The organism is Bartonella refiksaydamii (assembly GCF_902652675.1).
In the GTDB taxonomy this organism is placed as follows: domain Bacteria; phylum Pseudomonadota; class Alphaproteobacteria; order Rhizobiales; family Rhizobiaceae; genus Bartonella; species Bartonella refiksaydamii.
Window position 1 is genome coordinate 1 of sequence record NZ_LR736311.1, and the last position, 24659, is coordinate 24659.

The 24659-nt window shown below is 36.5% G+C and carries 16 protein-coding genes and 2 pseudogenes; 8 read left to right on the forward strand and 10 right to left on the reverse strand.

The features are described from left to right. Nucleotides 1-997 (reverse strand): annotated as a pseudogene (locus GQO39_RS06685) (phage tail tape measure protein); the annotation flags it as partial. 461 nt (nucleotides 998-1458) lie between these two features. On the opposite strand from GQO39_RS06685, the gene GQO39_RS09435 reads away from it, so the two are divergent. Both GQO39_RS09435 and GQO39_RS06690 read left to right on the forward strand, forming a co-directional pair. Next, the gene (locus GQO39_RS09435) at nucleotides 1459-2430 is read left to right on the forward strand and encodes a NosD domain-containing protein (protein WP_308418502.1); all 972 of its coding nucleotides are present in this window, start codon (nucleotides 1459-1461) and stop codon (nucleotides 2428-2430) included. A gap of 11 nt (nucleotides 2431-2441) precedes the next feature. Further along, entirely contained in the window at nucleotides 2442-4523 is a 2082-nt protein-coding gene (locus tag GQO39_RS06690) for an autotransporter outer membrane beta-barrel domain-containing protein (protein WP_308418503.1), read from the forward strand. Between the two features lie 537 nt (nucleotides 4524-5060). On the opposite strand, the gene GQO39_RS06695 is transcribed toward GQO39_RS06690, so the two are convergent. From GQO39_RS06695 to GQO39_RS06720, 6 genes and pseudogenes are all read right to left on the reverse strand, one after another. Next, complete coding sequence (locus tag GQO39_RS06695) at nucleotides 5061-5846, reverse strand: ABC transporter ATP-binding protein (RefSeq protein WP_156851504.1); 786 nt, start codon at nucleotides 5844-5846, stop codon at nucleotides 5061-5063. Next, nucleotides 5843-6631: pseudogene (locus GQO39_RS06700) on the reverse strand (ABC transporter ATP-binding protein); the annotation flags it as partial. The gene GQO39_RS06695 and the pseudogene GQO39_RS06700, both read right to left, overlap by 4 nt. 79 nt (nucleotides 6632-6710) lie before the next feature. Then, nucleotides 6711-7640: an ABC transporter permease gene (locus GQO39_RS06705; RefSeq protein WP_007552450.1), complete on the reverse strand. Its 930-nt coding sequence runs from the start codon at nucleotides 7638-7640 to the stop codon at nucleotides 6711-6713. Between the two features lie 2 nt (nucleotides 7641-7642). After that, a complete protein-coding gene (locus GQO39_RS06710; protein WP_156851506.1) occupies nucleotides 7643-8716 on the reverse strand; it encodes an ABC transporter permease in 1074 nt (357 codons plus the stop codon). 112 nt (nucleotides 8717-8828) lie between these two features. After that, nucleotides 8829-10445 (reverse strand): ABC transporter substrate-binding protein, encoded by a 1617-nt coding sequence (locus tag GQO39_RS06715; protein WP_156851507.1) that lies wholly within the window; start codon nucleotides 10443-10445, stop codon nucleotides 8829-8831. Between the two features lie 389 nt (nucleotides 10446-10834). Beyond that, nucleotides 10835-12460, reverse strand: a complete 1626-nt coding sequence (locus tag GQO39_RS06720) for an ABC transporter substrate-binding protein (RefSeq protein ID WP_156851508.1) — start codon at nucleotides 12458-12460, stop codon at nucleotides 10835-10837. A 2012-nt stretch (nucleotides 12461-14472) separates the two neighbouring features. Here GQO39_RS06720 and GQO39_RS06725 point away from each other — a divergent pair. The 4 genes from GQO39_RS06725 (at nucleotide 14473) to parE (ending at nucleotide 19006) form a co-directional block, all read left to right on the forward strand. Then, nucleotides 14473-15117: a LemA family protein gene (locus GQO39_RS06725; RefSeq protein WP_156851509.1), complete on the forward strand. Its 645-nt coding sequence runs from the start codon at nucleotides 14473-14475 to the stop codon at nucleotides 15115-15117. Then, nucleotides 15117-15968, forward strand: a complete 852-nt coding sequence (locus GQO39_RS06730) for a TPM domain-containing protein (RefSeq protein ID WP_156851510.1) — start codon at nucleotides 15117-15119, stop codon at nucleotides 15966-15968. Before GQO39_RS06725 ends, GQO39_RS06730 begins: the two co-directional genes overlap by 1 nt. A 150-nt stretch (nucleotides 15969-16118) precedes the next feature. Beyond that, a complete protein-coding gene (gene lipB, locus GQO39_RS06735; protein ID WP_156851511.1) occupies nucleotides 16119-16856 on the forward strand; it encodes a lipoyl(octanoyl) transferase LipB in 738 nt (245 codons plus the stop codon). Between the two features lie 83 nt (nucleotides 16857-16939). Beyond that, complete coding sequence (parE, locus tag GQO39_RS06740; protein ID WP_156851512.1) at nucleotides 16940-19006, forward strand: DNA topoisomerase IV subunit B; 2067 nt, start codon at nucleotides 16940-16942, stop codon at nucleotides 19004-19006. Nucleotides 19007-19024: 18 nt separating this feature from the next. Here the strand turns inward: parE and recJ are convergent, their stop codons facing one another. Beyond that, nucleotides 19025-20809 carry a single-stranded-DNA-specific exonuclease RecJ gene (gene recJ / locus GQO39_RS06745; protein WP_156851513.1) on the reverse strand — a complete coding sequence of 595 codons (1785 nt, stop codon included), beginning with the start codon at nucleotides 20807-20809 and terminating at the stop codon, nucleotides 19025-19027. A 297-nt stretch (nucleotides 20810-21106) separates the two neighbouring features. On the opposite strand from recJ, the gene rplM reads away from it, so the two are divergent. Then, nucleotides 21107-21571 (forward strand): 50S ribosomal protein L13, encoded by a 465-nt coding sequence (gene rplM, locus GQO39_RS06750; protein WP_156851514.1) that lies wholly within the window; start codon nucleotides 21107-21109, stop codon nucleotides 21569-21571. A gap of 2 nt (nucleotides 21572-21573) precedes the next feature. Continuing rightward, the gene (gene rpsI, locus GQO39_RS06755; protein ID WP_007552439.1) at nucleotides 21574-22059 is read left to right on the forward strand and encodes a 30S ribosomal protein S9; all 486 of its coding nucleotides are present in this window, start codon (nucleotides 21574-21576) and stop codon (nucleotides 22057-22059) included. 115 nt (nucleotides 22060-22174) lie between these two features. Here the strand turns inward: rpsI and GQO39_RS06760 are convergent, their stop codons facing one another. Together GQO39_RS06760 and GQO39_RS06765 are read right to left on the reverse strand one after the other, a co-directional pair. Next, nucleotides 22175-22540 (reverse strand): response regulator, encoded by a 366-nt coding sequence (locus GQO39_RS06760; protein ID WP_007552438.1) that lies wholly within the window; start codon nucleotides 22538-22540, stop codon nucleotides 22175-22177. 1686 nt (nucleotides 22541-24226) lie between these two features. Further along, nucleotides 24227-24538, reverse strand: a complete 312-nt coding sequence (locus GQO39_RS06765) for a hypothetical protein (protein ID WP_156851515.1) — start codon at nucleotides 24536-24538, stop codon at nucleotides 24227-24229. Nucleotides 24539-24659 lie beyond the last annotated feature (121 nt).

Here is a 24659-nt window from a genome sequence, read left to right on the forward strand (position 1 = left end):
TGAGTGAACTTGCCCCAAGCCCTGCCATCAATAGTTTCAAGGAACGCCCTGAAGCTGCTAAGCCTCGCCAGCTTGTTTTAAGCTTGCCGCTCACACCACCAAGCTTGATCAAAGAGCCTATCAACTGTAGCAAGCCAAGCCGTGTACCAGCAAGGGTAAAGCGCAACACCCGCAGAGCAATGTTAAAAGCCATCAGAGCGGCAATGGTTTTGATGATAGCGCTTGTTAAAGCGGGATGCGCATTCGCCCATGCCATAAGAACATTGATAAACCCACCAATACTTGCCATCAAACTGTTGACAGGGGGCAATAAGACTTCACCAATGGTAATTCCCAAAGCTATGATGCGGTTTTGCAAAAGTTCAAATTGCCGTATAGCGCCCGTTGCTTGTTTGTCTGCTTCTTGCTCCACCGAGCCTTTAAAGACTTTTGGGTCTTCAACATATTTTAAAGCTTGCCCTAACAATTCTGGATTGCCAACCAATTTGGCAAAATCACCGGTAAAATCCCGACCCGCAATGGCAATCAGCGAGCGCATGCCCTGTTCGGATTTGGCTAAAACATCAAAAAAGTGCACCAAAGTACCAGTGGCATCTTTGTCGAGATCTTGCATAAATTTTTCGCGGGAAAGCCCGATATTGGCAAAAGCATCTTCAATATGCTTGCCTCCTGCTTGTATGCGGGCACTCATGGCATTAAAACCACGCGCTGCACTCTCAGGCACAATACCAGCAGAAATCATTGCCGTACCAAAAGCCGTTGTTTCCCGTGCGGTGAGTTTAAACATGGTTGCTGCACCGGTGGCGCGATTGGTAAAGTCAGACACTTCGCTTGCTTTTGCCGCCATGTGGTTAGAGAGATGATTGATGGCATCACCTAAATCTTCAATGCCTGCTTGATTAAGCTTAAAGACATTGCGCAATTTGGCAAAACGCTCCCCAATCTGATCTCCCGTCATATCAAAAGCCACAGCTGCTTTAGCGGCGTAAATGCTGTAGTTTTACACTAAAATTTGTATTAATTTACTTTTTAAAGTTTTTTAAGGGGCTCTCAAAAAACTTTATAAACACTTCTAAAGCTTTTTATCTTTTACAAGAATTACTTAAAAAACTATCCCTTTATTGATTTTGAAATGGCAACACCAAAAATCTTTTTAGTATCTTTCATATTCTTTCTTATCATAATCTAATTAAGATTTTTCTAAATAGTATCTACTATCAATAGAATATTTTATAACAGAATGATATAAATTAATGATATTAAATAGATAAATGTTATGATTTATAAAAAAATATTTAATAATAAATTTATATTATAAAAACATTAGGTATTTTATAAATCATTATTTATACTTTACACATAAATAAAAATAATCTATTTGTATATTATAATAATAATCCATTTATTATACTTCTTATAGTAGGAGACTTTTGTGTGTTATAAGGAGAATAATACATTATGCATAAAAAATATCCTCTATCGTGTACATTTGCTACAATTATGATGCTCTCTAGAGTCCCTTTCAACGCCCATGCTACCGAACTTTCAGCTAATGCTGGCGAAGATATAACAGGTAGCACAAACGCAACTTATGAGAAAATTAAAGTGACAAGTACCGGTATAATCCATGGTAGATATTTAAAAGTAATTGGTCCTCTAACTCAATGGGAAGTGCCAGTTAAAGATGATAATGGCGAAGCAATAATAGATGAAAATGGTAAACCAGTAACAATTAAATATGTTAGAGAATATGGAATCGGTGTAGAATCGATTGGTCCTAGCAGCCAAATTTATCTAGAAGGCACAACCATTAAGCGTGTAACGATTGGTCTTGATATAAAGAACCGTAGTAAGGTCATAATAACTAATGGCACCATTAACGCAGGGCAGAATAGTGATAGAGAAATCGCTGGCATAAAAGTCAGTAATCAAAGTATCGTTGAGTTAAATGATGTGACAATTGACGTAACAAATGGACTATGTGCCCAAATAACAGGCGGATCTATGTTAAATATGGCCGGTGGTTTCATAAATTCTTTTAAAAGTGGCATTTCTTTTGTTAACAGTGTAGGAGAAGACAATAAACTGAAAAATGTAATAATTAATGCCAAAGAAAATGGGGTAATGACAGATGCAAGCACTGTTACTTTAAAAAACGTAACCATTGAGAACGCACAAAAAGGTCTGTATGCGGATAATGGTTCTCAAATAACGGTATCAGCAGGTTTATTTCAAGGAAAAAATCTTGGAATATATGCTGGGAACGGTAGTAATATTTTTTTAAAAGATGATGTTACGGTTCTCTCTACTCAAAATGGGATACAAGCAGAAAAACCGAAATCGATAATTACAATGACAGGGGGAACTCTGTCCACAACCGGTTCACAGCCAGAGCGGCTTACGCAAAATCCAGTGGACAAATTAATCTGACAGATACTGTTGTGAACGCTAGTGGTAATGGACTACTAGCAGATGATCAAGAAGCAAAAATCACAATGGTAGGAGGAACTCTGACCACAACTAGCTCACAGCCAGCGGCTTACGCAAAATCCAGTGGACAAATTAATCTGACAGATACTGTTGTGAACGCCAGTGGCGATGGACTACTAGCAGATGATCAAGAAGCAAAAATCACAATGGTGGGAGGAACTCTGACCACAACTAGCTCACAGTCAGCAGCCTATGCAAAATCCAGTGGACAAATTGATCTGACAGATACTGTTGTGAACGCCAGTGGTGGTGCGCTAAAAGTACAAGGTGATCAATCAAAGATTATTCTAAAAAATTCAAAAATTTTTGCTGATACTTTATTAATAACCGCAGTTGATACAAAGTCCCCTGGGATATCTTATGTAACTGCAGATAGTTCTATTCTAGAAGGCAGCGCAAAGGTTTTAGTTAACGAATCCGATAAAGTCGATCAAGCATCCCTTAGTCTGATCAACGGTACAAAGTGGCTCTTAAAGGTCAGTACACAAGAAAAAGACAATGCAGGGAATCTGCTTGATATTACCCAAAGATCACTTTCTGAAGTTTCTGTACTTAATCTCAACAATAGCTCTATCGCTTTTGATACACCAATGGAAGATCATTATCAAACATTGCATATAGGATCTGGCAAACCAGATACCACGGCCGTCTACAATGCAACAGAGAATGCAAAAATTTATTTAAACACTGAATGGAGTGATGGCATTGCAATAGGCAATCAGAAAACAGATCGCCTTTTAATTCATGGTGATGTCTCAGGCACCACAACAGTTTATTTTCAAAACCGTTTAGAAAAAGAAACTGTAAAAGCAGACGATTCTGATCCTTTAAATACACGCGGCATTTCACTGATTCAAGTTTCTGGAGAAGCAGATAAAAACTCTTTTAAATTAGAGAATAACTATATCGCAATAAAAGGTTCGCCTTATAAATATATACTTACCGCCTATGGACCAAAAGCAAACTATGGTCTGGCTAATGCGAATCAAAATTTATTAGGGAATGGTGATAATTTTTGGGATTTTCGCTTGCAAAATGAATTTCTGGATCCTGATTCAAAAGCGAAAGCAGTTCTCCCGCAAGTAGCAAGCTATTTTGTCATGCCAAACGCCCTATTCTATGCTGGATTGACTGATATGGCTAAACAAAATACGCTTTTAGCCAATATGAGAACATCTACCTTGGGCAGAAACAAGGACAAAAAGACAGGATTTTTCTTATACATCTATGGAAGTACAGGAACCCTATCCTCTGAGAGCAGCCCTCGTAAATATGGTTATAGCGGTGCTGGTATTCGCTATGCTGCTCTCCAAGCCGGTCTTGCACTACCTACACTGGAAGGACAAAACACCACAACACATCTTGGCTTTGTAGGAACTTATGGGAAAATGTCTTTTTCCCCAAAAGATATGCAAGATGCTGGGAAGAGCTCGCTGAATAAATGGTCACTAACAGCCTATGGCAGCATACAGCATGACAATGGTTTCTACATCGATACACTTTTATCCTATGGGATAATAAAAGGAGATATCACCAATGCCATCATTGGCAAAACTGCAACATTAAAAAATGTGAAAACTTTGAGCATCTCCAACACCGTTGGCAAACAGTTTGCAACCGGAATGGAAGGAGTAACCTTCGAACCCCAAGCGCAATTTGCTTATCAACATTTGACATTTGATATTCTTTCAGATGCTGACGGCTTTAAAGTTGATATGAATAATCCTCATCAATGGTTAATCCGTGTTGGTGGGCGTTTGACAAAAACTATTTTCACCACTGAAAGCAGTCGTTTTACTTCCTTCTACGGAAAAATAAATGTGATAAAAACTTTTGGTAATGATAAAGCAATACATATTGATAAGAATTATCAACTTGATTCTATGGGGTCTGCTATTGAAGGTGGGCTTGGTATCAGTGCGCAACTATCTCCAAATGTCTCGCTTCATGGCAATGTCAGTTATCAACAAAAGCTTCAAAAAACTGGTATATCCGGAGCAAGTTTTTCAGGCGGAATACGCTATCAATTTTAAGAGATAAAGCTGTAAAAACAAGAGTATTTTTCTGTTCGCTTTAGCAAAAAGACAGTAAAATGTGCTGACCTTTTTATTTATAAAATCTGTTTTTTTCTCTTTTAAGAACACCCAAAATATTTTAGAATTTATCGCTTAATATTCAAAAAATTCTCACAACAGATTCTTCTTTTTTAAAAAATAAAACTTAGCATTTATCGATAAATTAGACCTCAAAAAGCTATACTATAAAATATAGCATTATTACTTATTATACTGTTATTTTTTATAAATTTAAATCTCAAAATTTTATAACAAAAGCTGCTGGATATAAAATTGTGATCAAAAAAAGTGCAATGATATCAGATAATTAATACTCTATAAGTCACCTGCGTATCTCATATTACAGTATGCCTCACAGGATAAAAATATATAGATAAATTTTCTACGCAATTTATACCTACAAAACTCGAAACGACAAAAAACTACATTGCAAAGGCAATGCTGAACATCTGCAAAGACCTAAAACAGAAAAAACTTCCACTTTTTTTGTAAAACCTATCCTACCCTTGCTTCTTTATAAGCAATGGGATCGATACTGGCTTCAAAAAACATCTTTGTATAGTCACTATGTGCATGCAAATTACGCAAATCATTATTGCTAAGTTCTTCAAGAATAATCCCTTTATGCATAATTCCAACACGTTCACAGATGTGTGCAACAACGGCAAGATCATGAGATACCATCAAATAAGTGAGTTTTCTTTCCTCTCGTAACGATTTTAACAAGTTTAAAATTTCAGCCTGTACAGACACGTCCAATGCAGATGTCGGCTCATCAAGCAATAAAACTTCTGGCTCAATAATCAAAGCACGTGCAAGAGCAATACGCTGACGTTGCCCTCCAGACAACTCATGTGGATAACGATAAAGAAAGGAAGCATCTAAACCAACCGAATTTAAAGCATCACGTACCCGCTCCTTTGGATTATCCATACCATGGATTTTGAGAGATTCAGAAAGAACCGTATAGACCATTTTTCTTGGATGAAGAGAAGCGTAAGGATCTTGAAAAACCATTTGAATCCGGCGCAGAAAATTCTTATTCCTTTTTTTTGCTACTTCTTCTCCATCAAAAATGAAACGCCCACTATAGTCTGGAATAAGCCCAACTAATGTATTTAAAATGGTTGATTTTCCACATCCTGATTCACCAATCAAACCATAAGCCTCACCACGCTTAATATGAAAGTTGACATTTTTAACAACTGTCACTGCCTTGTGCCTATTTCCAAAGGTCACATATAAATGAGAAACATCGATAATATTCTCACAACTGGTCATGGAGCAACTCCTTCAACACCATTAACAATCGTAGGATTATGCAACCAGTCAGGGTCACGTTCAGGAACAGCCAAAACATCAACAGGATTATCAAGCCGTGGCAAACTCGCTAACAGAGCTTTGGTATAAGGATGACAAGCGCGAGACAAATTAGATGCAGACAATTCTTCTAACACGCGTCCTGCATACATAACCAAAACACGATCACAAAAATCAGCAATCATATTCAAATCATGACTAATAAAAATCAGTCCCATTCCAGATTCGGTGACTAGCTCATCCAACACTGATAAAACCTGACGCCTTACTGTAATATCAAGCGCAGAGGTTGGCTCATCCGCAATAATTAAATCAGGTTTGGGAATAAGCATCATAGCAATCATAACCCGCTGTCCCATACCTCCAGATATTTCATGAGGGAATAATCGCATCACATGTTCTGGATCACGAATATGAACAGATTCTAACATAGAAATTGTCTTTTCCCACGCATCAGCTTTTGAAACACGGTAATGAATACGATAAGCTTCCATAATCTGATCCCCAATCCGTATTAGTGGATTAAGTGAATATTTGGGATCCTGTAAAATCATTGAAATACGTTTACCTCGGATAGTTCGCATCTGAGATTCACGCGCACTCAATAAATCGACATCATCAAAGCGCATTTTTTTAGCTTTGACAATTGCTGATTTTGGACTCAACTTGAGTATCGCACGCCCAGTCATTGATTTTCCAGACCCAGATTCTCCAACAATTCCAATTTTCTCTTTTCCTACGGAAAAGCTAACGCCACGCACAACTTCTGAAACACCACGTCTCGTAGGAAAAGAAATACGCAAATCTTCTATCTCTAATATTTTTTTAACCATTACGTGGATCCAATACATCACGAAGTCCATCACCTAAAAGATTGAAGGCAAGACTTGCTAACAATATCGCACAACCTGGTATCGCCGCTAACCACCAATTTGTCATCATAAATTCACGGCCAGACGAAAGCATTGCTCCCCATTCAGGACTTGGGAGTTGAGCTCCCAATCCCAAAAAACCAAGACCAGCAGCTGTTAAAATAATTCCAGACATATCCAACGTTAACCGTACAATCACTGAAGGAATACACATCGGTGCAATATGAAACAAAATAATTCGCCAATTAGATGCTCCCTGTAAACGAACTGCAGAGACATAATCAGATGAACGTATAGTCAAAGTTTCAGCACGCGCTAAACGCGCTATTGATGGCCATGCTGCAATTGAAATTGCAATAGATGCATTTTCAATACCTGGTCCCAAGGCAGCTGAAAAAGCAAGAGCTAAAATCAAACTTGGAAAAGCAAGAAAAATATCGACAATGCGCATGAGAACAGTATCAACCCATCCCCCTATATAGCCAGAGACAGTCCCAACAATCAACCCTATCGGCCCCACAATAATTGTAGTAAGAAAAACGATATAAAGAGTAATACGCGCACCAAAAACGATGCGACTAAAGATGTCACGCCCCAATTCATCCGTTCCAAAATAATGCAACATAGAAGGTGGTTGCAATCTGTGAACAAGATCATTGCTAAGAAAATCATGCGTAGCAATCCAAGGAGCAAAAAACGCACATATGACAATAATAGAAATAATAACCAGACCAATTAAAGCCGATAAATTATGAAAAAACTTAATCAATGCATGATAAATTTTTTGCACATTTGCTTGAACTATTGACCGTGGAACAGGCTCATTTAACCAACGTCCTAAAGAAAATGGCGATTGCGATTTATGATGATTAACTATTGTCATATTCAGCGTGTCCTTGGATCAAAGATGCGATAAAGTAAATCAGAAAATAAATTAATGATGACAAAAAGAAACCCTACAAGCATAGTACATCCAACCACTGCATTCATATCTCCCGCCAAAAGAGCATTCGTCAAATAATGTCCGAATCCAGGCCAAGCAAAAACTGTTTCTGTTAACACAGCACCTTCTAACAAAAAAGCATAAGAAAGCGCAACAACGGTAATAATCTGAACAGCAGCGTTGCGAAAGGCATGCCCCCACACCGTTCGAATCCAAGATAATCCTTTCACACGTGCTGTAATGATATATTCTTGATTGAGCTGTTCAATCATAAACGCACGAGTCATACGACTAATATAGGCCATAGCACCGAAAGCTAAGATTAAAGCAGGCATAATAATATGACCAAAGACATTAGCAAAAGCTTCCCACTGTCCTTGCCTAGCAGTATCCCAAAGAAAAAAACCTGTTTTTGGCTCAAAAGAATATTCATAAATAAAATCAATCCGCCCTGGACCCCCAATCCAGCCAAGCTTGGCATAAAATATTAATAACGCCATTAACCCAAGCCAAAATGTCGGTGTTGAATAACTCAGGAGTGTAAAAGTACGAACAAAGTAATCAATAAATGAATCGCGATACATTGCTGCAAAAACACCAAAAGGAATACCAAGACTCGTACCAATAATAATAGCAACTGTGGCGAGCTCTAACGTTGCAGGAAATACACGCATAATATCTGTTAAGACAGGACGCCCAGAGGTTAAGGCATCTCCAAAATCAAACAAAAATACATTACGAAGATAATTCCAATACTGAACAGTCAATGGCTTATCAAGACCCAACTTATAAAACATTGCATCATAAGCTTCCTGACTGATATTATCACCAAGAATAGCAAGAACGGGATCTAAAGGAAGAAGATGACCAATAAAAAAAGTGATGGTCACCAAACCAAGCAACGTCACAAAAACTGAAATAAGTAACTTAAGACCTTTGAAAAAAAAATCCCATACAAACATTTTTTTTTGCTTCTGTGATACAGCTTTTTCAGATTCTGAAAATGGCAAAACCATTATAATATCCCCCTCTATGGCTACTAAACATAAAGCTCATACCTTTTTATAAAATATCAAGCAAATTCTCATCAAGAACTCTCTACAATCTTTCTTTATACAACGCCCGCCTTTATTTTTCTGCATCATTGTAGTATAATCTAAAACTGTTCCAAACCCACTTTTTCACTGCAGCCCCCATACCAACAGTATAATATGTCTGAAATAAATAAACCATAGGACCATGTTCAAGCACATAATGTTGTAAAGCACGATAGTGCAAAATACGCTTCTTTTGATCTTGCTCAAACAAAGCATCCATCACCATTTTATTGACATTTTCATCATAATATCCAGCACGCCAAGCCAAATACATATTATGCTTTTTTGTAAATGTTGGATCAGGATTAAAAACGTGATTTAATGAAGCGGGATGTCCATCAGGATCAGCACTCCCCCACCCCATAATAGCAGTATCATAATTACCACCACGCACGCGGCTCAGTAACTGATTTTGTGCCATTTTTTCAATTGTGAGTTCAACACCGATTTTGCGCGCATTGGCTTGAATAGATTGTGCAACAGACGACATATAATTAAGGCTACCAACTAAAAGATTAGCCTTAAAACCATTAGGATAACCAGCCTCACTGATCAATTGTTTTGCCTTTTTTAAATCTAACTTAAACGGCAATCCTTCTTTTTTATTCAAAGCGCCCGGAATACCTAATGACATATAAGTCGCACGTGGAATCGCAATACCCTTTAAAACAGTTTTTCCAAGACCTTTATAATCAATAAGATAGCGCATCGCCAAACGCACTTTCTCATGAGAAAAAACTGCATTCTTATTATTTAACGACAAATAAACAATCTGTGGTCGCAAAACGCGGCTAATCTTAACGGCCCCCCCCTGTTTTTCAATATCCAAAACATCCTCTGAAGAGAGATCACGCGCTATATCCACATCACCTTTTTCCAAAAGAAGTCTCTGACTCGCTGAATCAGCAACATGCTGCACGACAATCTGCTTAATTTTAGGCACATCTCCCCAATAATGTTTGGTCGCCTGTAAGACAACCTTTTCTCCTGGAGTCCAGCGTACCAATTTATAAGGTCCAACACAAGCTGAATGCGTAGCTAAATATTTATTACCCATATCCCCATTAACACTCTTTACTTCAATTGTTTGCCGATCAAGTAAAGCAGAAGCATAGGACTGCCCAATAACAGTCAATATAAGCTGGATAGGGTAGGATTTATCTAATTTCAGTTGTAAAGTTTTATCATCAAGAGCTTTAATATTTGTTTCGATATTGTCTTTGGTAAATCCGTAATCCATTAAAGATTGAGCATAGCTCAATCCTAATTTAATAATCCGTTTCATCGACCATGCAAGATCGTGCGCCGTCGCTGTCCTTCCATCATCAAACTTTAAATCATCACGAAGATGAAAAACAACCCTTTTACCGTTATCTAAAACATCCCAAGATTGGGCCATAGCAGGACGAACTTTTGTAGGATCATGCTTATCATACTGTACTAACGCACTGCAAATATTCATCAATAATTCACTCGTTACAACCTCAACAGATTGAGCAGGATCAAAACTGCTAATTGAGTCAATATTCCATGCCATCACCAATGTATCTTTAGATGATGCACTGAATGCTGATTGTAGAAAGCCATTTAAAAAAACAATTGTGCTTAACAAAATACAAAAGCCCTTTAATAATCTTTCTTTTCTCATTTTACCCCTTCTTTTTGCATTTTATTTAATCTTTCTCACACAAAGTGTTTCTAATGCCTTTCCTTCACCTTTTTAACTACATAGCGAAAAACATTAACATCGCTTATCAAACATCCCTAAAACAAACTCTTAACCATCAACCTATAATCAGAATACATACTCTTTGTATCAAGATGAACAAAGATCTCCCAAAATATACCTTTTCACACTTATCAAAATCACTTCCCGCATAAACTAACCTTCATTATATACTGTAAAAAAGCCCCCGCAATTTCATGCCTTAAAGAGCTTTAAGAGCTTTCACAAAGACTCTCTGCGGGGGAAAAAATATTTCTTATCGTTTACATCATGATCACGCTCTTTTCGTATTCATAATACCTAATACGCGCTTATTTTTCAATTGCACTATAAAAAATACGTGGCGCACTATTCCAAACCCATTTTTTAATATCGGGTGTCATAGCTACAACGCTATATTTCTGAAAGATAAAAGCGTAAGGTCCTTTTTGCATGAGTTCACGCTGCAAGTCAGCATATATTTCTACTCGTTTCTGTGGATCTTTTTGAAACAATGCTTCATCAACCTTTTTATTCATCTTTGTGTCTAAAAAACCATGTTGCCAACTCGGATAGGCTGTATTTTTAGCCTCAAACCGATTATCAGGATTATAAATAAGCCGTGAAGCCATTGTATGAGGATCTGCAGAATCATTATTCCATCCGACAAAAATTGTATCAAAAGCACGTGCGTAAAGTTTTGAAAATAACTGCGTACCTGCCAAACGTTCAATTTTAAGACGCACGCCCACCTTTGCTGCATTATTTTGAAGCGATTGCGCAATTGACAACGCATAAGGAGAGCTCCCTACCAAAAAATTCACCTCAAAACCTTTCGAATAGCCCGCTTCCGTTAAAAGCTGTTTGGCCTTTTGAAGATCAAGTTTAAAGGGTTGCCCTTCTTTTTCATCCAAAGCGCCAAGATTACCAAGTGGAATAAAGCTTGCACGTGGAATACCAACACCTTTGAGAAGGGTCTTTCCAAGACCTTCATAATCAATAAGATAACGCATCGCTAAACGCACTTTCTCATCAGCAAAAATAGGATTTGTCGTATTAAATCCCCAATACATCATGGATGGCTCCAACACTTTTTCAACCTTAATATCCGTTTTTGCTTGGAGATCAGCCAAATCCTCAGGTGTCAAATTGCGCGCAACATCAATATCGTGCTTTTGCAACAATAAGCGCTGCGTTCCGGGCTCTGCAACATGGCGAATTAAAATCTTCTTAAGTTTAGGTGCTTCACCCCAATAGTTATGACTTGCACGCAACAAAATGGCTTCTCCAGGGCGCCAGCGACTTAACTGATAAGGACCAACACAAGCAGCATGATTAGCTAAATATTGGTTTCCCATATCACCATCTTTTTCATGTCTCATAATTGTTTCACGATCAAGCAATGCAGTAGCACGACTGGCAACAATATTATTAAGGATAAGTTCTACGGGATAAGGCTTATCAAATTTGATCACCACCGTTTTCTCATCAGGGGCTTGGAAAGCAGAATCAATATTTTGTTCTGTAATCCCATATTCATTAAATATTGCTGCATTAGCCATCTTCAACTTAACAACTCTCTTCATGCCCCAAACAAGATCATTAGCATTAGCAGGTCGACCATCATTAAACTTCAAACCATCGCGCAAATGAAAAGTAATCACCGTACTCTGATCATCACCGGAAACATCCCAATGGGTTGCCAAAGAAGGAACAATTTTTGCTGGATCATCTGAAGCCGTGCCAACCAAATTATCACAAACATTGAGAATAATTTCACTTGCATAAACGTCATTGATTTTCGCGGGATCAAATGTATTGATTGCATCGAGATTCCAAGCCATCACGAGGGTATCGGCAGGTGTTTTTGCTGAAATTTGTTGCACAAACATCCCCAGTGCAATAAAAACAGAAACAAAAGAACTGCTGCCTTTTAATATTTGTCTTTTCAAGTTCATAGACTTTTCCTTTTAAATGTTATTGTATTAATTAGTTATTGGGAAATGATAGCGTAAATTTACAATAACAAAGACTTAAAGAATTTGGCTACCTATACAGAGCCATTTGCCTTTAAATTCACCAGCGTAATCTCAATTAAACCACAGAAAGCACACAACATAGCTTCCACCAACCAGTATCATATACGCATTACAATATCCCTTTGCCCATTCCAATAAGCTCTATCTTAATTCTCAAACCAATCATCTAAACTATAAGCTTTTTGCGACATCATTGCACAAAGCTTCATAATTTTTTTACTAATCCACCCCTTTAAACTGCATTAAAAATAATCGTATCTTCTCAAAAATTCAGCTCCCAAATGCACACTCACTCCTTATTACATTATCAAAACTGAGTTGAATAGGTAGAAAAAACCAAGTAAACATCTTCACGAGCACTCTGTATTCCATAAAAAACGTTTAATCTTTCGAAAGTTGAAACGTAAAAGGAAATTCTTTCTATATACAACACCAAACGGGTCAACAGAAATAAAATAGCAATAAGAAAGACCAATTTCTTTATCTTCCCAAAGATATTGTACCCAATAAAAGAACACACAATGAAACACACCTTTTAACTGGTAGCAACAAAATTCATCATCCCCCTAAAAGACATAACTGACTATAACTCCTGCAAAATTCCAACATCCATCATTGCTTTGCAATTATGAAAATAGACAGCAAAAACACACCACAGCAACTCTTTCTTTCAACGAAAAACCCTCGAGATTTAACAGAGCGCTATAGCGAATGTAAATCTATCCTCGCTTAAGTATCCACCCCCAAAACTGAAACTCACACGCAGCAAAGTCATTTTCTAAAGAGGAAAGCTATCAGATAATAAAACGTAACACAAGCATTTGGTAACCGTACACGCTACAAAGAATTAAAAATGTCTCTTTCTATAAATAACAATTTGTTTTTATTGGTATTTTTTAGATAGAGGGATGAGCAAATAACTCAAGGGAATAAGATCTGCCGACACTCCTCTACAAAACACATCCTTTGTCTGCAATCTTTTTCTAAAAATTATTTAACCATTTGAAAAACCATACAAATGTTCTAACAAGCATACCAAAAATTTCACGACACAACAGATTTGAAGACTTTACTGTAAAATTATCGCGATAAGTATCTACTTCTTTTCGCAACAATTCTGCCATTTCTTGATTTCAATCATAGAGCTCTATTATCTTTTTTACCATTCTAAAAGAAACAGACTTTTTACCAATCTCTACGGAAGATAAAAACGCTATAGATATAGCTAATCTCTCAGCCCTACCTAAAAGACGTTGGCGTGATCAATACGAAGTTTGCGTAAGATTCTACCTAAAAATGCTAGTATTTAAAACAAATCCTGTCAGAAAAATAAATATGAGTCCAACAACAATTTTTAGATTTTTCTCTACAATTATTACAAACAAGAACTTCTCTTCAAAGTCTTTGTAAGAAGAGGATTGCTGTATCTGATTATTTCTCTACACACAGCGGTAAAACTTTATTGCTTTTATGATATAAACCTCTCAAGTACAAATTTAATTAATGCGTTACTTTCTCAAAGAAAGCACCTAATATTTGCCTTTTAAAATATTGCTCTTCATTTATATTTTTAAAGCAAGATTTCAGAATTTTCATTTCCAGAGCCTATAAGCTCATCTAAAAATTTTTCTCTAATTGTTATCGATGAAAAATAAGAGGTCTATAAATAAAAAGGCAGAAAAAACTAATCTACTGCAATAATACACAATAATAATTTATAATAATATTATAAATTATTATTGTGTATTTAATGATATTATTCTTATATTTATTACTTTAATTTAAAAATAAATATTTAAGCATAACAAAAAATATAAAAACCAATACCGATATGAATTTTATCATAAAGTTCCTATTTATAAAATTTAAAATACTTTTTATAGAAAAGATACATCCTATATAATAGGTAAAATATTTATGGAGATATCTTTATGTTAAATGTACAAACTGCTTCAATAATATTTTCTTATCCTATGGTTAAGATATTAAGGAAATTTTCAAGTGCTGTTTTCTTGGTATTTTTAATACCATTTTTAACTGGTTGCGGATTTAATACAATCCCAACAAATGAAGAAAAAGCACATGCTGCATGGAGTGAAGTGTTGAATCAATATCAACGCCGTGCAGATCTCATTCCCAATCTTGTAGAAACTGTCAAAGCCTACGCAGCTCATGAACAAGTTGTCTTTACTAACGTTATTGAAGCACGTGCAAAAGCAACACAAATAAACATTAATGCTGATATGTTGAATAACCCACAAATAATGCAGCAGTATCTCAACAATCAAGCCAATTTATCAAGCGCACTTTCGCGTCTTATGGCTGTTGTAGAAAACTATCCTGATCTTAAAGCAAATCAGAACTTTCTCGCTCTTCAATCACAATTAGAAGGAACTGAAAACCGTATTTCTGTTGCGCGCCGTGATTATATTGAAACAGTACGTGTCTACAATACAGCACTGAAAACAATGCCAACAATGATTTGGGCAAGGTTATGGTTTCGTGATGCTAAGCCTATACCAACTTTTACCATCGATACCAATAGCCAACAAACACCGAAGGTCAATTTTAATTAATGAAACCGTTTCGACATTCTATACAATGCAATCTTTTTCCATGTTTAGGGGCTTTTTTGAGCATTCTATATTTTGCCATTGCGTTGGGAAGTGTCGCTTACTCGCAGACTAAATTTCCTCCCTTAACTGGCTATATCAATGATGTAGCTCATTTGCTTGATAATGCAACAAAAAAGAATTTAACAGAAAAACTGGCTGTACTCGAAGAGCAAACAGGAGATCAAATTGTTATTGTAACTCTCCCTACCCTTTCAGGAAACAGTATAGAGGCATATAGCAATTCTCTTTTTCGTACATGGGGATTAGGTCAAAAACAGATTAATAACGGTGTATTATTCATCATTGCACCAAATGAACGCGAAGTACGTATTGAAGTTGGCTATGGTTTAGAAGGAGAGCTAACAGACGCTATGTCTTCAGTCATCATTAATAACTTCGTTCTTCCCAATTTCCGTGAAGGAAATTATCAAAAAGGGGTTGTCGAAGCTGTTCATGCAATGATCAAAGTTATTACAGAAAATGATTCTGATTTTTCTTTTCGAATCAAGGAAAAAGCTAAGGCTGTTGAAGAAAAACGTAAACAATCTGAACAAGAAGAAATGGTAATCAATACAATTATGTTTTTAATCCTTTTCGTAATAGTTGCTTTACCCATTTTTGCAATGATTTTTGGTAAAAAAGTAGGTCCACAAAAATATCTCTGGATGGGTATAATCTTCACCCCTTGGTTTTTAAATTTAAATGCTTCAGGCAGACGCTCTGGGGAAATCTATGGTAGCCATTCAGGAGGCGGAGGATTTAGAGGTGGTGGTGGATCATCAGGTGGTGGCGGTGCAACAGGAAGATGGTAAAACGAGTGCATATTTTTAAGCATAGCGAATTTTCTTAAAATAAAATTTATTATCGTGTTATCTCAATTTTAATAAACAATCTCATATCTTACTCTGCAACTCTTTTACTGAATTACAATACGAGCTCGAATATCAACATAAATATTGCTCATGACATTTGAATTGAAACATACTGATCGTAATCACTTACCACATCAGTTTAAAATGGTGCTTGGTAATTCACCAGTTGAATGGAAAATAAGTAATAACCTAGTCGAGTATCCTGAAGCACTGCGTTATATGCAAGAGCGTGTAGAAAACATTCTTGCAAAAAATGCGCATGAACAAGTTTGGCTTCTTGAACACCCTTCCCTTTATACAGCTGGCACAAGTGCAAACAAAAAAGATCTTTTAGCACCTCATTTGTTTCCTGTTTATGAAGCAGGTCGTGGCGGTGAATTTACATATCATGGTCCAGGTCAACGTATTGCTTATATTATGCTTGATCTTAAACGCCGAAAACAAGACATCCGTGCTTTTATCAGTGCCTTAGAAGAATGGATCATACAAATGCTTGCGAAATTTAATATTAAAGGTGAACGCCGTGAAGACCGCGTTGGTGTTTGGGTTAAACATCCCAATTGCTCTTCTACACAAAGCGATTTCTCTTGCGAAGATAAAATCGCGGCTATTGGCATTCGTGTACGCAAATGGGTAAGCTTTCATGGAGTTTCCATCAATGTTAATCCGAATTTAGCGCATTATTCAGGGATTGTCCCCTGTGGAATCACAAATCACGGTGTAACAAGCTTTCTTGACCTAGGTTTTCCTGTAACAATGCCCGACATTGACATTGCTCTGAGACAAGTATTTGAGCAAATTTTTGGTCCAACAATTGATGTTTCCTAAGTGTATTGATTTTTAAATAAAAAACAGGCATAAAATTTATTTTTATTTAAGAGTTTATTTTATGAGGTGGATAATCAAACGCCATGAGCGATAACAGCAAAGATCTTTTTAGTATTTTAAATCATGCCCAGTCTCGGATAAATACAAAAGAAAAAAATCTGCAATCCCCAATGAACTTAGAAGCAATAACTTCGAAAAAAAATACGAAAGATAAGCAAGAAGATAACTACAATGCCCTCTCTATTCGAGTGCTGGAGGGGTTAGAGCCTGTACGTTTACGTCCTGGAATGTATATTGGTGGAACAGATAGTAAAGCACTTCATCATTTATTTGCCGAAATTATTGACAATGCCATGGATGAAGCCGTCGCTGGTTATGCAGATTTAATTGATGTCTCCTTAGATAGAGCAGGTTATTTAACCGTTACAGATAATGGACGTGGCATTCCTGTCGAAAATCACCCTCAAATGCCTGATAAATCCACTCTTGAAGTCATTATGACACAGCTCCATTCAGGTGGAAAATTTGATGGAAAAGCTTATCAAACTGCCGGTGGGCTTCATGGAGTAGGAATTTCTGTCGTCAATGCTCTTTGTGATGATATGGAAGTCGAAGTAGCACGAGAACGAAAACTTTATCGACAACGCTTCTCACGCGGTATTCCTCAATCTGAATTGGAAGATTTGGGTGATGTTTATAATCGTCGTGGCACACGCGTTCGTTTTCATCCTGATAGTAAAATTTTTGGTGAAAAAGCAGCTTTTGATCCAGAAAAAATTTATAAGATGGCACGCTCCAAGGCTTATCTTTTTGGCGGCGTAAAAATTCGCTGGAATTGCGATCCTATCATACTTGAAAAAACAAAAAATATTCCTGAAAAAGCTATTTTTCACTTCCCTGATGGACTTAAAGACTATTTACTCTCATCTCTAAAAGATGAATATCGAGTAACGTCGGAAATTTTTTCTGGCAAAACAAAACAATGTAATGGCCATGGCTCCGTTGAATGGGCTATCGCTTGGCATGGTGGTGATGCCTGCGTACAGTCTTACTGCAATACTATCCCAACCGGAGAAGGGGGAACACACGAAATAGGATTGCGCCAAGCTCTTTTGCGCGGATTGAAATCTTACGCTGAGTTAATAGGCAATAAGCGTGCTTCTATCATTACATCCGATGATGTTATGATTTCAACGGCTGCAATACTTTCAGTCTTCATCAGAAATCCTGAATTTGTTGGACAAACCAAAGATCGATTAGCAACAATCGAAGCACAACGTATCGTTGAAAATGCTATACGTGATCCTTTCGATCATTGGCTGACAAATTCTCCACAGGAATCCACAAAACTTCTTGATTGGGTTGTTGAACGCGCTGAAGAACGCGTTAAACGGCGTCAAGACAGAGAAATAAGTCGAAAAACTGCTGTACGTAAATTACGTCTCCCTGGTAAACTTGCAGATTGCAGCCAAAACTCCGCCGCTGGTGCTGAATTATTCATTGTTGAAGGTGATTCTGCTGGTGGTTCCGCTAAACAAGCGCGGAACAGAGCAAACCAAGCAATTTTACCTCTTCGTGGAAAAATCCTAAATGTAGCCAGTGCTGCATACGAGAAAATGAACTCAAGCCAAACAATTGGTGATCTTATACTTGCTCTTGGATGTGGAACGCGCTCTAAGTATCGTGAAAAAGATCTCAGATATGAACGTATTATCATTATGACCGATGCGGATGTTGATGGTGCTCATATTGCCTCTCTCCTCATTACCTTTTTCTTTCAAGAGATGCCCGATCTTATTCGTCAAGGGCATTTGTACCTTGCCGTGCCTCCCCTTTACAGAATATCACAAGGAGGAAAAGTCGCTTATGCACGTGATGATAACCATAAGGATGAATTACTAAAGACCGAATTTACCGGAAAAGCTAAAATCGAAATTGGTCGTTTCAAAGGACTTGGTGAGATGCGCGCTGAACAGCTTAAAGAAACGACTATGCATCCTCGAAAACGTACACTGTTACGTGTTTCCATTGATACAATGGAAATGCAAGAAACTAAAAATACAGTAGAAAGCCTCATGGGAACAAAACCAGAAGCACGGTTTCGTTTTATACAAGAAAATTCTACTTTTGCTTCCAATCTAGACATTTAATTTTCAAGAAACTCCCTCTCAAACCACTCCCGCTGCGTCAATCACGCGCAGTTGTGGATTAATCGTCCCATTCCAATAATTCAAACTAAGATTACCAGCCAAATGGATTATTTCGCCAATATTTGTAAAAAGAAAATCACCAAGCGATGTCCCCACAGCACGAAAAGCTATTCCTTGCAGTTTTTTTCCTTCAATATTAGAAATAATAAGGCGAAGGTGTCCTTTTCCAACCTCACTTAGATGAACGAGCCGATGAGAAGGAAAAACAAAAACAGGTGTATTATTCCCTGAACCAAATGGGCCTGCTTTTTCGATCATCTCAAAAAGTTCTTTATTGGCACCAGAGGCAGAAAGGCAACCATCTATATTGAGAGACTTTTTAGCACGCAACTGTGAAACCATTAAAGAGACTTTTTCTTCTAGCCATTCTCGAAAAGTCTCAATTTTTGTCGATTGGATTGTGATCCCTGCTGCCATACTATGTCCCCCCCCCTTTTCTAATAAATTTAATGTAACCGCTTCACGAACAAGCGCACCTAAATCTACACCGTAAATTGAGCGTCCCGAGCCTACGCCGCTCCCATCTTCTTTCAAAGCAATTGCAAAAACAGGACAAAAAAAACGCTCTTTTAAGCGAGACGCAAGAATACCAATAATTCCCGGATGCCATTCTTGATGAGCAATAACAAGTGACCGTGGTGTTTCACTCTCTTGATAAAGAGAATCAATATGAAATTCCGCTTGTGTTAATTGAATGCCTTCCATTTCTTGGCGTTCTTGATTAAGCTGATTCAATTGTTCTGCTATCCTGTCAGCTTTCTCTTTATCCTCACAGCTGAGCAAACGCGCCCCCAAAGCCTGATCTCCAATACGACCTCCTGCATTAATTCTAGGACCTAATAAAAAACCTAAATGAAAGCTATTAAGTGGCTCACCTATACGCGCAACCTTTGTTAGAGCTGCTATCCCAAGATTATGCATGGAACGCGCAACTTGAAGCCCTTTAACTACAAAAGCACGATTAACGCCTTGTAATGGAACGACATCACATATAGTCGCCAACGCAACAAGATCGAGCATACTTAGAAGGTCAGGAAGCTTGCCTTTAAATTTTTTCTCTCGCAATAAATGATGAACCCACGCTAACGTAACAAAAACAACGCCAGCAGCACATAAATGCCCCTGTCCAGAAAAATCATCGGGACGGTTAGGATTGACGAGAGCCATAGCTTCTTGATGAACCTCTGACATTTGATGATGATCTAAAACTACAATATCAGCGCCTGCAAGCCTTGCTGCTTTTATTGCATCTGGACTATTTGCGCCACAATCGACGGTAATAATTAAATGGGCGCCGTCTTGCACGAGCATTCTCATTGCTTGTTCATTTGGGCCATATCCTTCAACAATACGATCAGGAATATAAATTTTTACTTCTATACCAAAATAACGGAAAAAACGCGCTACCAATGCTGATGAACATGCACCATCAACGTCATAATCACCAAAAACTGCAACCTTCTCTTGATTCAAAATAGCTTTAACAATACGCTCTGCTGCACATTGCATATCTTTAAAACTTTCTGGATCAGGCATTAACGTGCGCAACGTTGGATTGATAAAAGCAACAGCTTCAGATTCATCCACATCTCTTGCTGAGAGAACCCGCGCTAACTGATCCGGAAGACCAAATTTTTGAGAAATAGCACGAGCGTTATTTACCCCTTGAATATCTAGGGCATCTAACCACGCCTGACCACAAGCAGAAGATTTAACATTGAGAAAATAAGGAGACCGCTGCATTATTGCTCATTCTATAATGAAGGTGAATAAAATACAATCAGGACTTAAAGATAAAACATTTTTTTGCAGTGTCCATTCTCATTTTAAAAGTGCATCAATAACTCTCAATGCGTAGTATTATAATACCTCAATTATAAAGCACTGTTTTATAAGTTTTTATTTTCTCTTGACGTAAATCAAAAGACATTATATCAGAGCAAGTGGTATACGTTAAATACTTCGCTATGATAGCAATTTTCAATGCAAAGCAATAAAAATTCCCTTATGTTTTAAAGGGATTTAATAGAGGATACTTCTATGGCAACTTTTTCACAAAAGCCAACTGAAGTGGTGAAAAAATGGGTTATTATTGACGCAGAAAACCTTGTTTTAGGTCGTCTTGCCACATTCGTTGCTAATCGCTTACGTGGCAAACATAAAGCTACATTTACTCCACATGTCGATGATGGTGACAATGTCATTGTGATCAATGCAGACAAAATATCTCTTACCGGTAAAAAATATACAGATAAAAAATATTATTGGCATACCGGCTATATTGGTGGAATCAAAGAACGTACAGCGCGTCAGATTCTTGAAGGACGTTTTCCCGAACGCGTTATTGAAAAGGCTGTGGAACGCATGATTCCTCGCGGACCACTTGGCCGTCGCCAACTGAAGAATCTGCGTGTTTATACTGGAAGCCAACACCCGCATGTGGCACAACAGCCTGAAGCTCTTGACGTTGGTGCTTTAAACCGCAAAAATAAAAGGATTGCTTAATTATGGCTGAAATTAATTCTCTTTCTGAGCTTGGTGCAGTGACAAATATTGCAGAAACTCATGAAAATGTCGCTCCTATCCACGTGCAAAAACTTGATTCACAAGGACGTGCCTATGCAACAGGAAAGCGTAAAGATGCTGTTGCTCGCGTATGGATCAAACCAGGCTCTGGAAAAATCATCATTAACAATAAGGAATTCGACAAATATTTTGCTCGTCCTGTTCTTAGAATGATTCTTCGTCAGCCAATCGTTGCAACGAATAGAGATACTCAGTTTGATATTGTTGCAACCGTTGCAGGCGGAGGTCTTTCTGGACAAGCCGGTGCAGTACGCCATGGCATTTCCAAAGCTTTAACCTATTACGAACCAGAACTTCGCACGATTTTGAAAAAAGGTGGATTTCTTACCCGTGATAGTCGTGTTGTCGAACGTAAAAAATACGGTAAAGCAAAAGCGCGTCGTTCTTTCCAATTTTCAAAGCGCTAATTTCAGTTTTCGCGCGACATATAGAGCCTCGTTTTCGATGGGGCTTTTTTCACGAATAGTGGCAGTTGCTCATTCGCTTTTTCTGTATCTTTTTCTACTATCATTTAACAAGTTTTCAGTCTAAGAATTGCTTTACCATTGTAATAAAATGAGGAACAGAAATAGGCTTTGACATATATTCTTCACATCCACTTTCACGAATTCGCTCTTCATCCCCTTTCATAGCAAAGGCTGTTACAGCAACAACGGGGATAGATTTAAGTTCTTCATCCCCTTTTAATTGTTTAATGACATCAATCCCTGATACCTCTGGCAACTGAATATCCACAAGGATAAGAGAAGGCATTGATGAACGAGCCAAATCTAATGCCATAAGACCATTACGCGTTTCAACGGTTTCATAGCCACTCGCCTCTACAAGATCACGGAATAATTTCATATTAAGTTCATTATCTTCCACGATCATAACTTTTTTTGACATCATTATAACTCCACTCTTTTAGGGATAAATCAAATAAAGAAATAGAAATTAATACACATCCTCTTATTTAAGATAAAATGATAAAAAAAATTGTAAACTGCAAAGAAAATAAATAACTCCCTATAAAAGCAATTCTTCGCAACCATTTGTAATGCATATCATTATGCTTCTACATTTTATAAGAATAAAATCCATAATAACCGTAAGATTGTACTATTACATATTTTTGGGGTTACTATACAAAGTTTATAGATATCCAAATCAACCTGTAGATCTTTTCATTATAGATAAAGATATCAGTTACAAAAATTAGCTCACATACGCATTTCGTATAGGAAAAATATAAATAACGTTGATATGCATAGATTATTTGGCAGTAAGAATAACTAGGAGTTTTATATATGAAAGCGTTTAATATTGTGATATTTTGTTGTCTCAGACACTTTTATTGTAAATCAGTACAGGCATGCAATAACAGATCAAAATACTGTTAATTATAAGTTTTAAATAAAATTTAAGAATGGATTACATATGCAATTAATGCATTGTTAAATGCAATAGAGATAATGAAATTGAAAAGCGGAGTATTAATTATAGATTCTCAACATCTTTTCCCCACTTATTTTCTCTCTTTTATTACTTTTCAAAAGATATTTGTAAAAATATATGCTTTATTTTATAAAATTTAATACATTATTAAATAAATTAAACTGATAAAATATAACAATAAAGAATGTTATAAAAAATGTTATGGCCATCAATATAAAGAATAACTTTACTAGTAATAATAGTTTTTTCTGAATCTCTTTTTGACTATAGCCTTTAGATTCGTAGTACAAAAAAACTGAAATTGTAAATGTAATTACAATCAGGATTGAATGCAACAATTTTACAATAAAATTAATAAAATCCATCCACATCAATAATGCCCACCATAACAATTAAAAACTAAAATATACAAATATTTCAATAATATCCACAAATAGCACTCACTTGCCTCATATGAGGCTTTCATTATCCACTTTGTAGAGTTTTGAAAAATTATGAATACTGTTCACTCTTATGAGAAATTAATATTAGTTTATTAAATAATAAAGTCCAAAATATATTATAAAGTACACAATAATTATAATTGACCCTAATTTTATAGACTGCCACCAAGTAGGAAAAGTTAATTTATAAAAATATATACTCAAAAGCACAAAAATATTTGTTGCAAATAAAGCGTTTTTAATAATAAAAATAATATCAGTCATAATAGAGTCCATTTAAAATAATATAAACTATTACAAATAATAGTTGTTTATTAGATTATTTTTACAACTTTTATATATAAAATAGTTAATTAAAGTAAATTATTAATTACATAAAACTTAATATAATAAAACAATATAAAGAATAATATAAAAAATGAAATTACTCTTATTAATGACTTTTTATTAATATCATTTTTACTATATCCTTTAGAAGAATAATATAATTTGAACAAAGATATAAATAGACTCAAGCAACATATTGATAAGAATAAATTAACAATAGTATTAAAAATATTCATAAAAAACAAAATTTCCAAATAAAAATATATATAACTGAAAATTATTTTATCAACAATTGTAGACATATTAAATTAAAATATGTCTACAAAACTGTTATTATTTCAGAAAAATATCATAGATATTTTATAAATTACTTCATACATTGATAAGCATTATATGCGAGACTTGCCTCAGCCCCAAGCAAATAACCCGCTCCACTATAGAGTGCTGACCCCACATAGCCTCCCGCTGCAGCACTTCCTAAGGCACCCGCTAAAAGGCTTAAACCTCCTGTTTCAGGTGCAAGCGCTATCGCTGAAGCTCCTCCTAATATAACTCCTCTAACTTCACCTATATGCGATCCTACCGAATAACCTACTTGCCCTGCTGAATGCGCTGCACTAAGAAGACCCGAAGAGCTACATGAATTACCTGAATCATTCGATGAGCTTGAACTACCCATTTTAATTCTCCTTTAATTTCTCATTATTTCTTAAAATAACGTATCGATATGATACGTTTTAAGTGGCTATCACGCGTTTTAGATTAATGTCAAACATAATTTTTAAAATAGTGATAAATTA

Excerpts from the sequence above, each read along its gene's own strand:
- GQO39_RS06760 (WP_007552438.1), bottom strand. The coding sequence starts at position 22,540 with ATGTCAAAAAAAGTTATGATCGTGGAAGATAATGAACTTAATATGAAA.
- GQO39_RS06725 (WP_156851509.1), top strand. The coding sequence starts at position 14,473 with ATGTTAAATGTACAAACTGCTTCAATAATATTTTCTTATCCTATGGTT.
- GQO39_RS06695 (WP_156851504.1), bottom strand. The coding sequence starts at position 5,846 with ATGACCAGTTGTGAGAATATTATCGATGTTTCTCATTTATATGTGACC.
- GQO39_RS06765 (WP_156851515.1), bottom strand. The coding sequence starts at position 24,538 with ATGGGTAGTTCAAGCTCATCGAATGATTCAGGTAATTCATGTAGCTCT.
- parE (WP_156851512.1), top strand. The coding sequence starts at position 16,940 with ATGAGCGATAACAGCAAAGATCTTTTTAGTATTTTAAATCATGCCCAG.
- rplM (WP_156851514.1), top strand. The coding sequence starts at position 21,107 with ATGGCAACTTTTTCACAAAAGCCAACTGAAGTGGTGAAAAAATGGGTT.
- GQO39_RS06705 (WP_007552450.1), bottom strand. The coding sequence starts at position 7,640 with ATGACAATAGTTAATCATCATAAATCGCAATCGCCATTTTCTTTAGGA.
- GQO39_RS06715 (WP_156851507.1), bottom strand. The coding sequence starts at position 10,445 with ATGAGAAAAGAAAGATTATTAAAGGGCTTTTGTATTTTGTTAAGCACA.
- lipB (WP_156851511.1), top strand. The coding sequence starts at position 16,119 with ATGACATTTGAATTGAAACATACTGATCGTAATCACTTACCACATCAG.
- recJ (WP_156851513.1), bottom strand. The coding sequence starts at position 20,809 with ATGCAGCGGTCTCCTTATTTTCTCAATGTTAAATCTTCTGCTTGTGGT.
- GQO39_RS06720 (WP_156851508.1), bottom strand. The coding sequence starts at position 12,460 with ATGAACTTGAAAAGACAAATATTAAAAGGCAGCAGTTCTTTTGTTTCT.
- GQO39_RS09435 (WP_308418502.1), top strand. The coding sequence starts at position 1,459 with ATGCATAAAAAATATCCTCTATCGTGTACATTTGCTACAATTATGATG.
- rpsI (WP_007552439.1), top strand. The coding sequence starts at position 21,574 with ATGGCTGAAATTAATTCTCTTTCTGAGCTTGGTGCAGTGACAAATATT.
- GQO39_RS06730 (WP_156851510.1), top strand. The coding sequence starts at position 15,117 with ATGAAACCGTTTCGACATTCTATACAATGCAATCTTTTTCCATGTTTA.
- GQO39_RS06710 (WP_156851506.1), bottom strand. The coding sequence starts at position 8,716 with ATGGTTTTGCCATTTTCAGAATCTGAAAAAGCTGTATCACAGAAGCAA.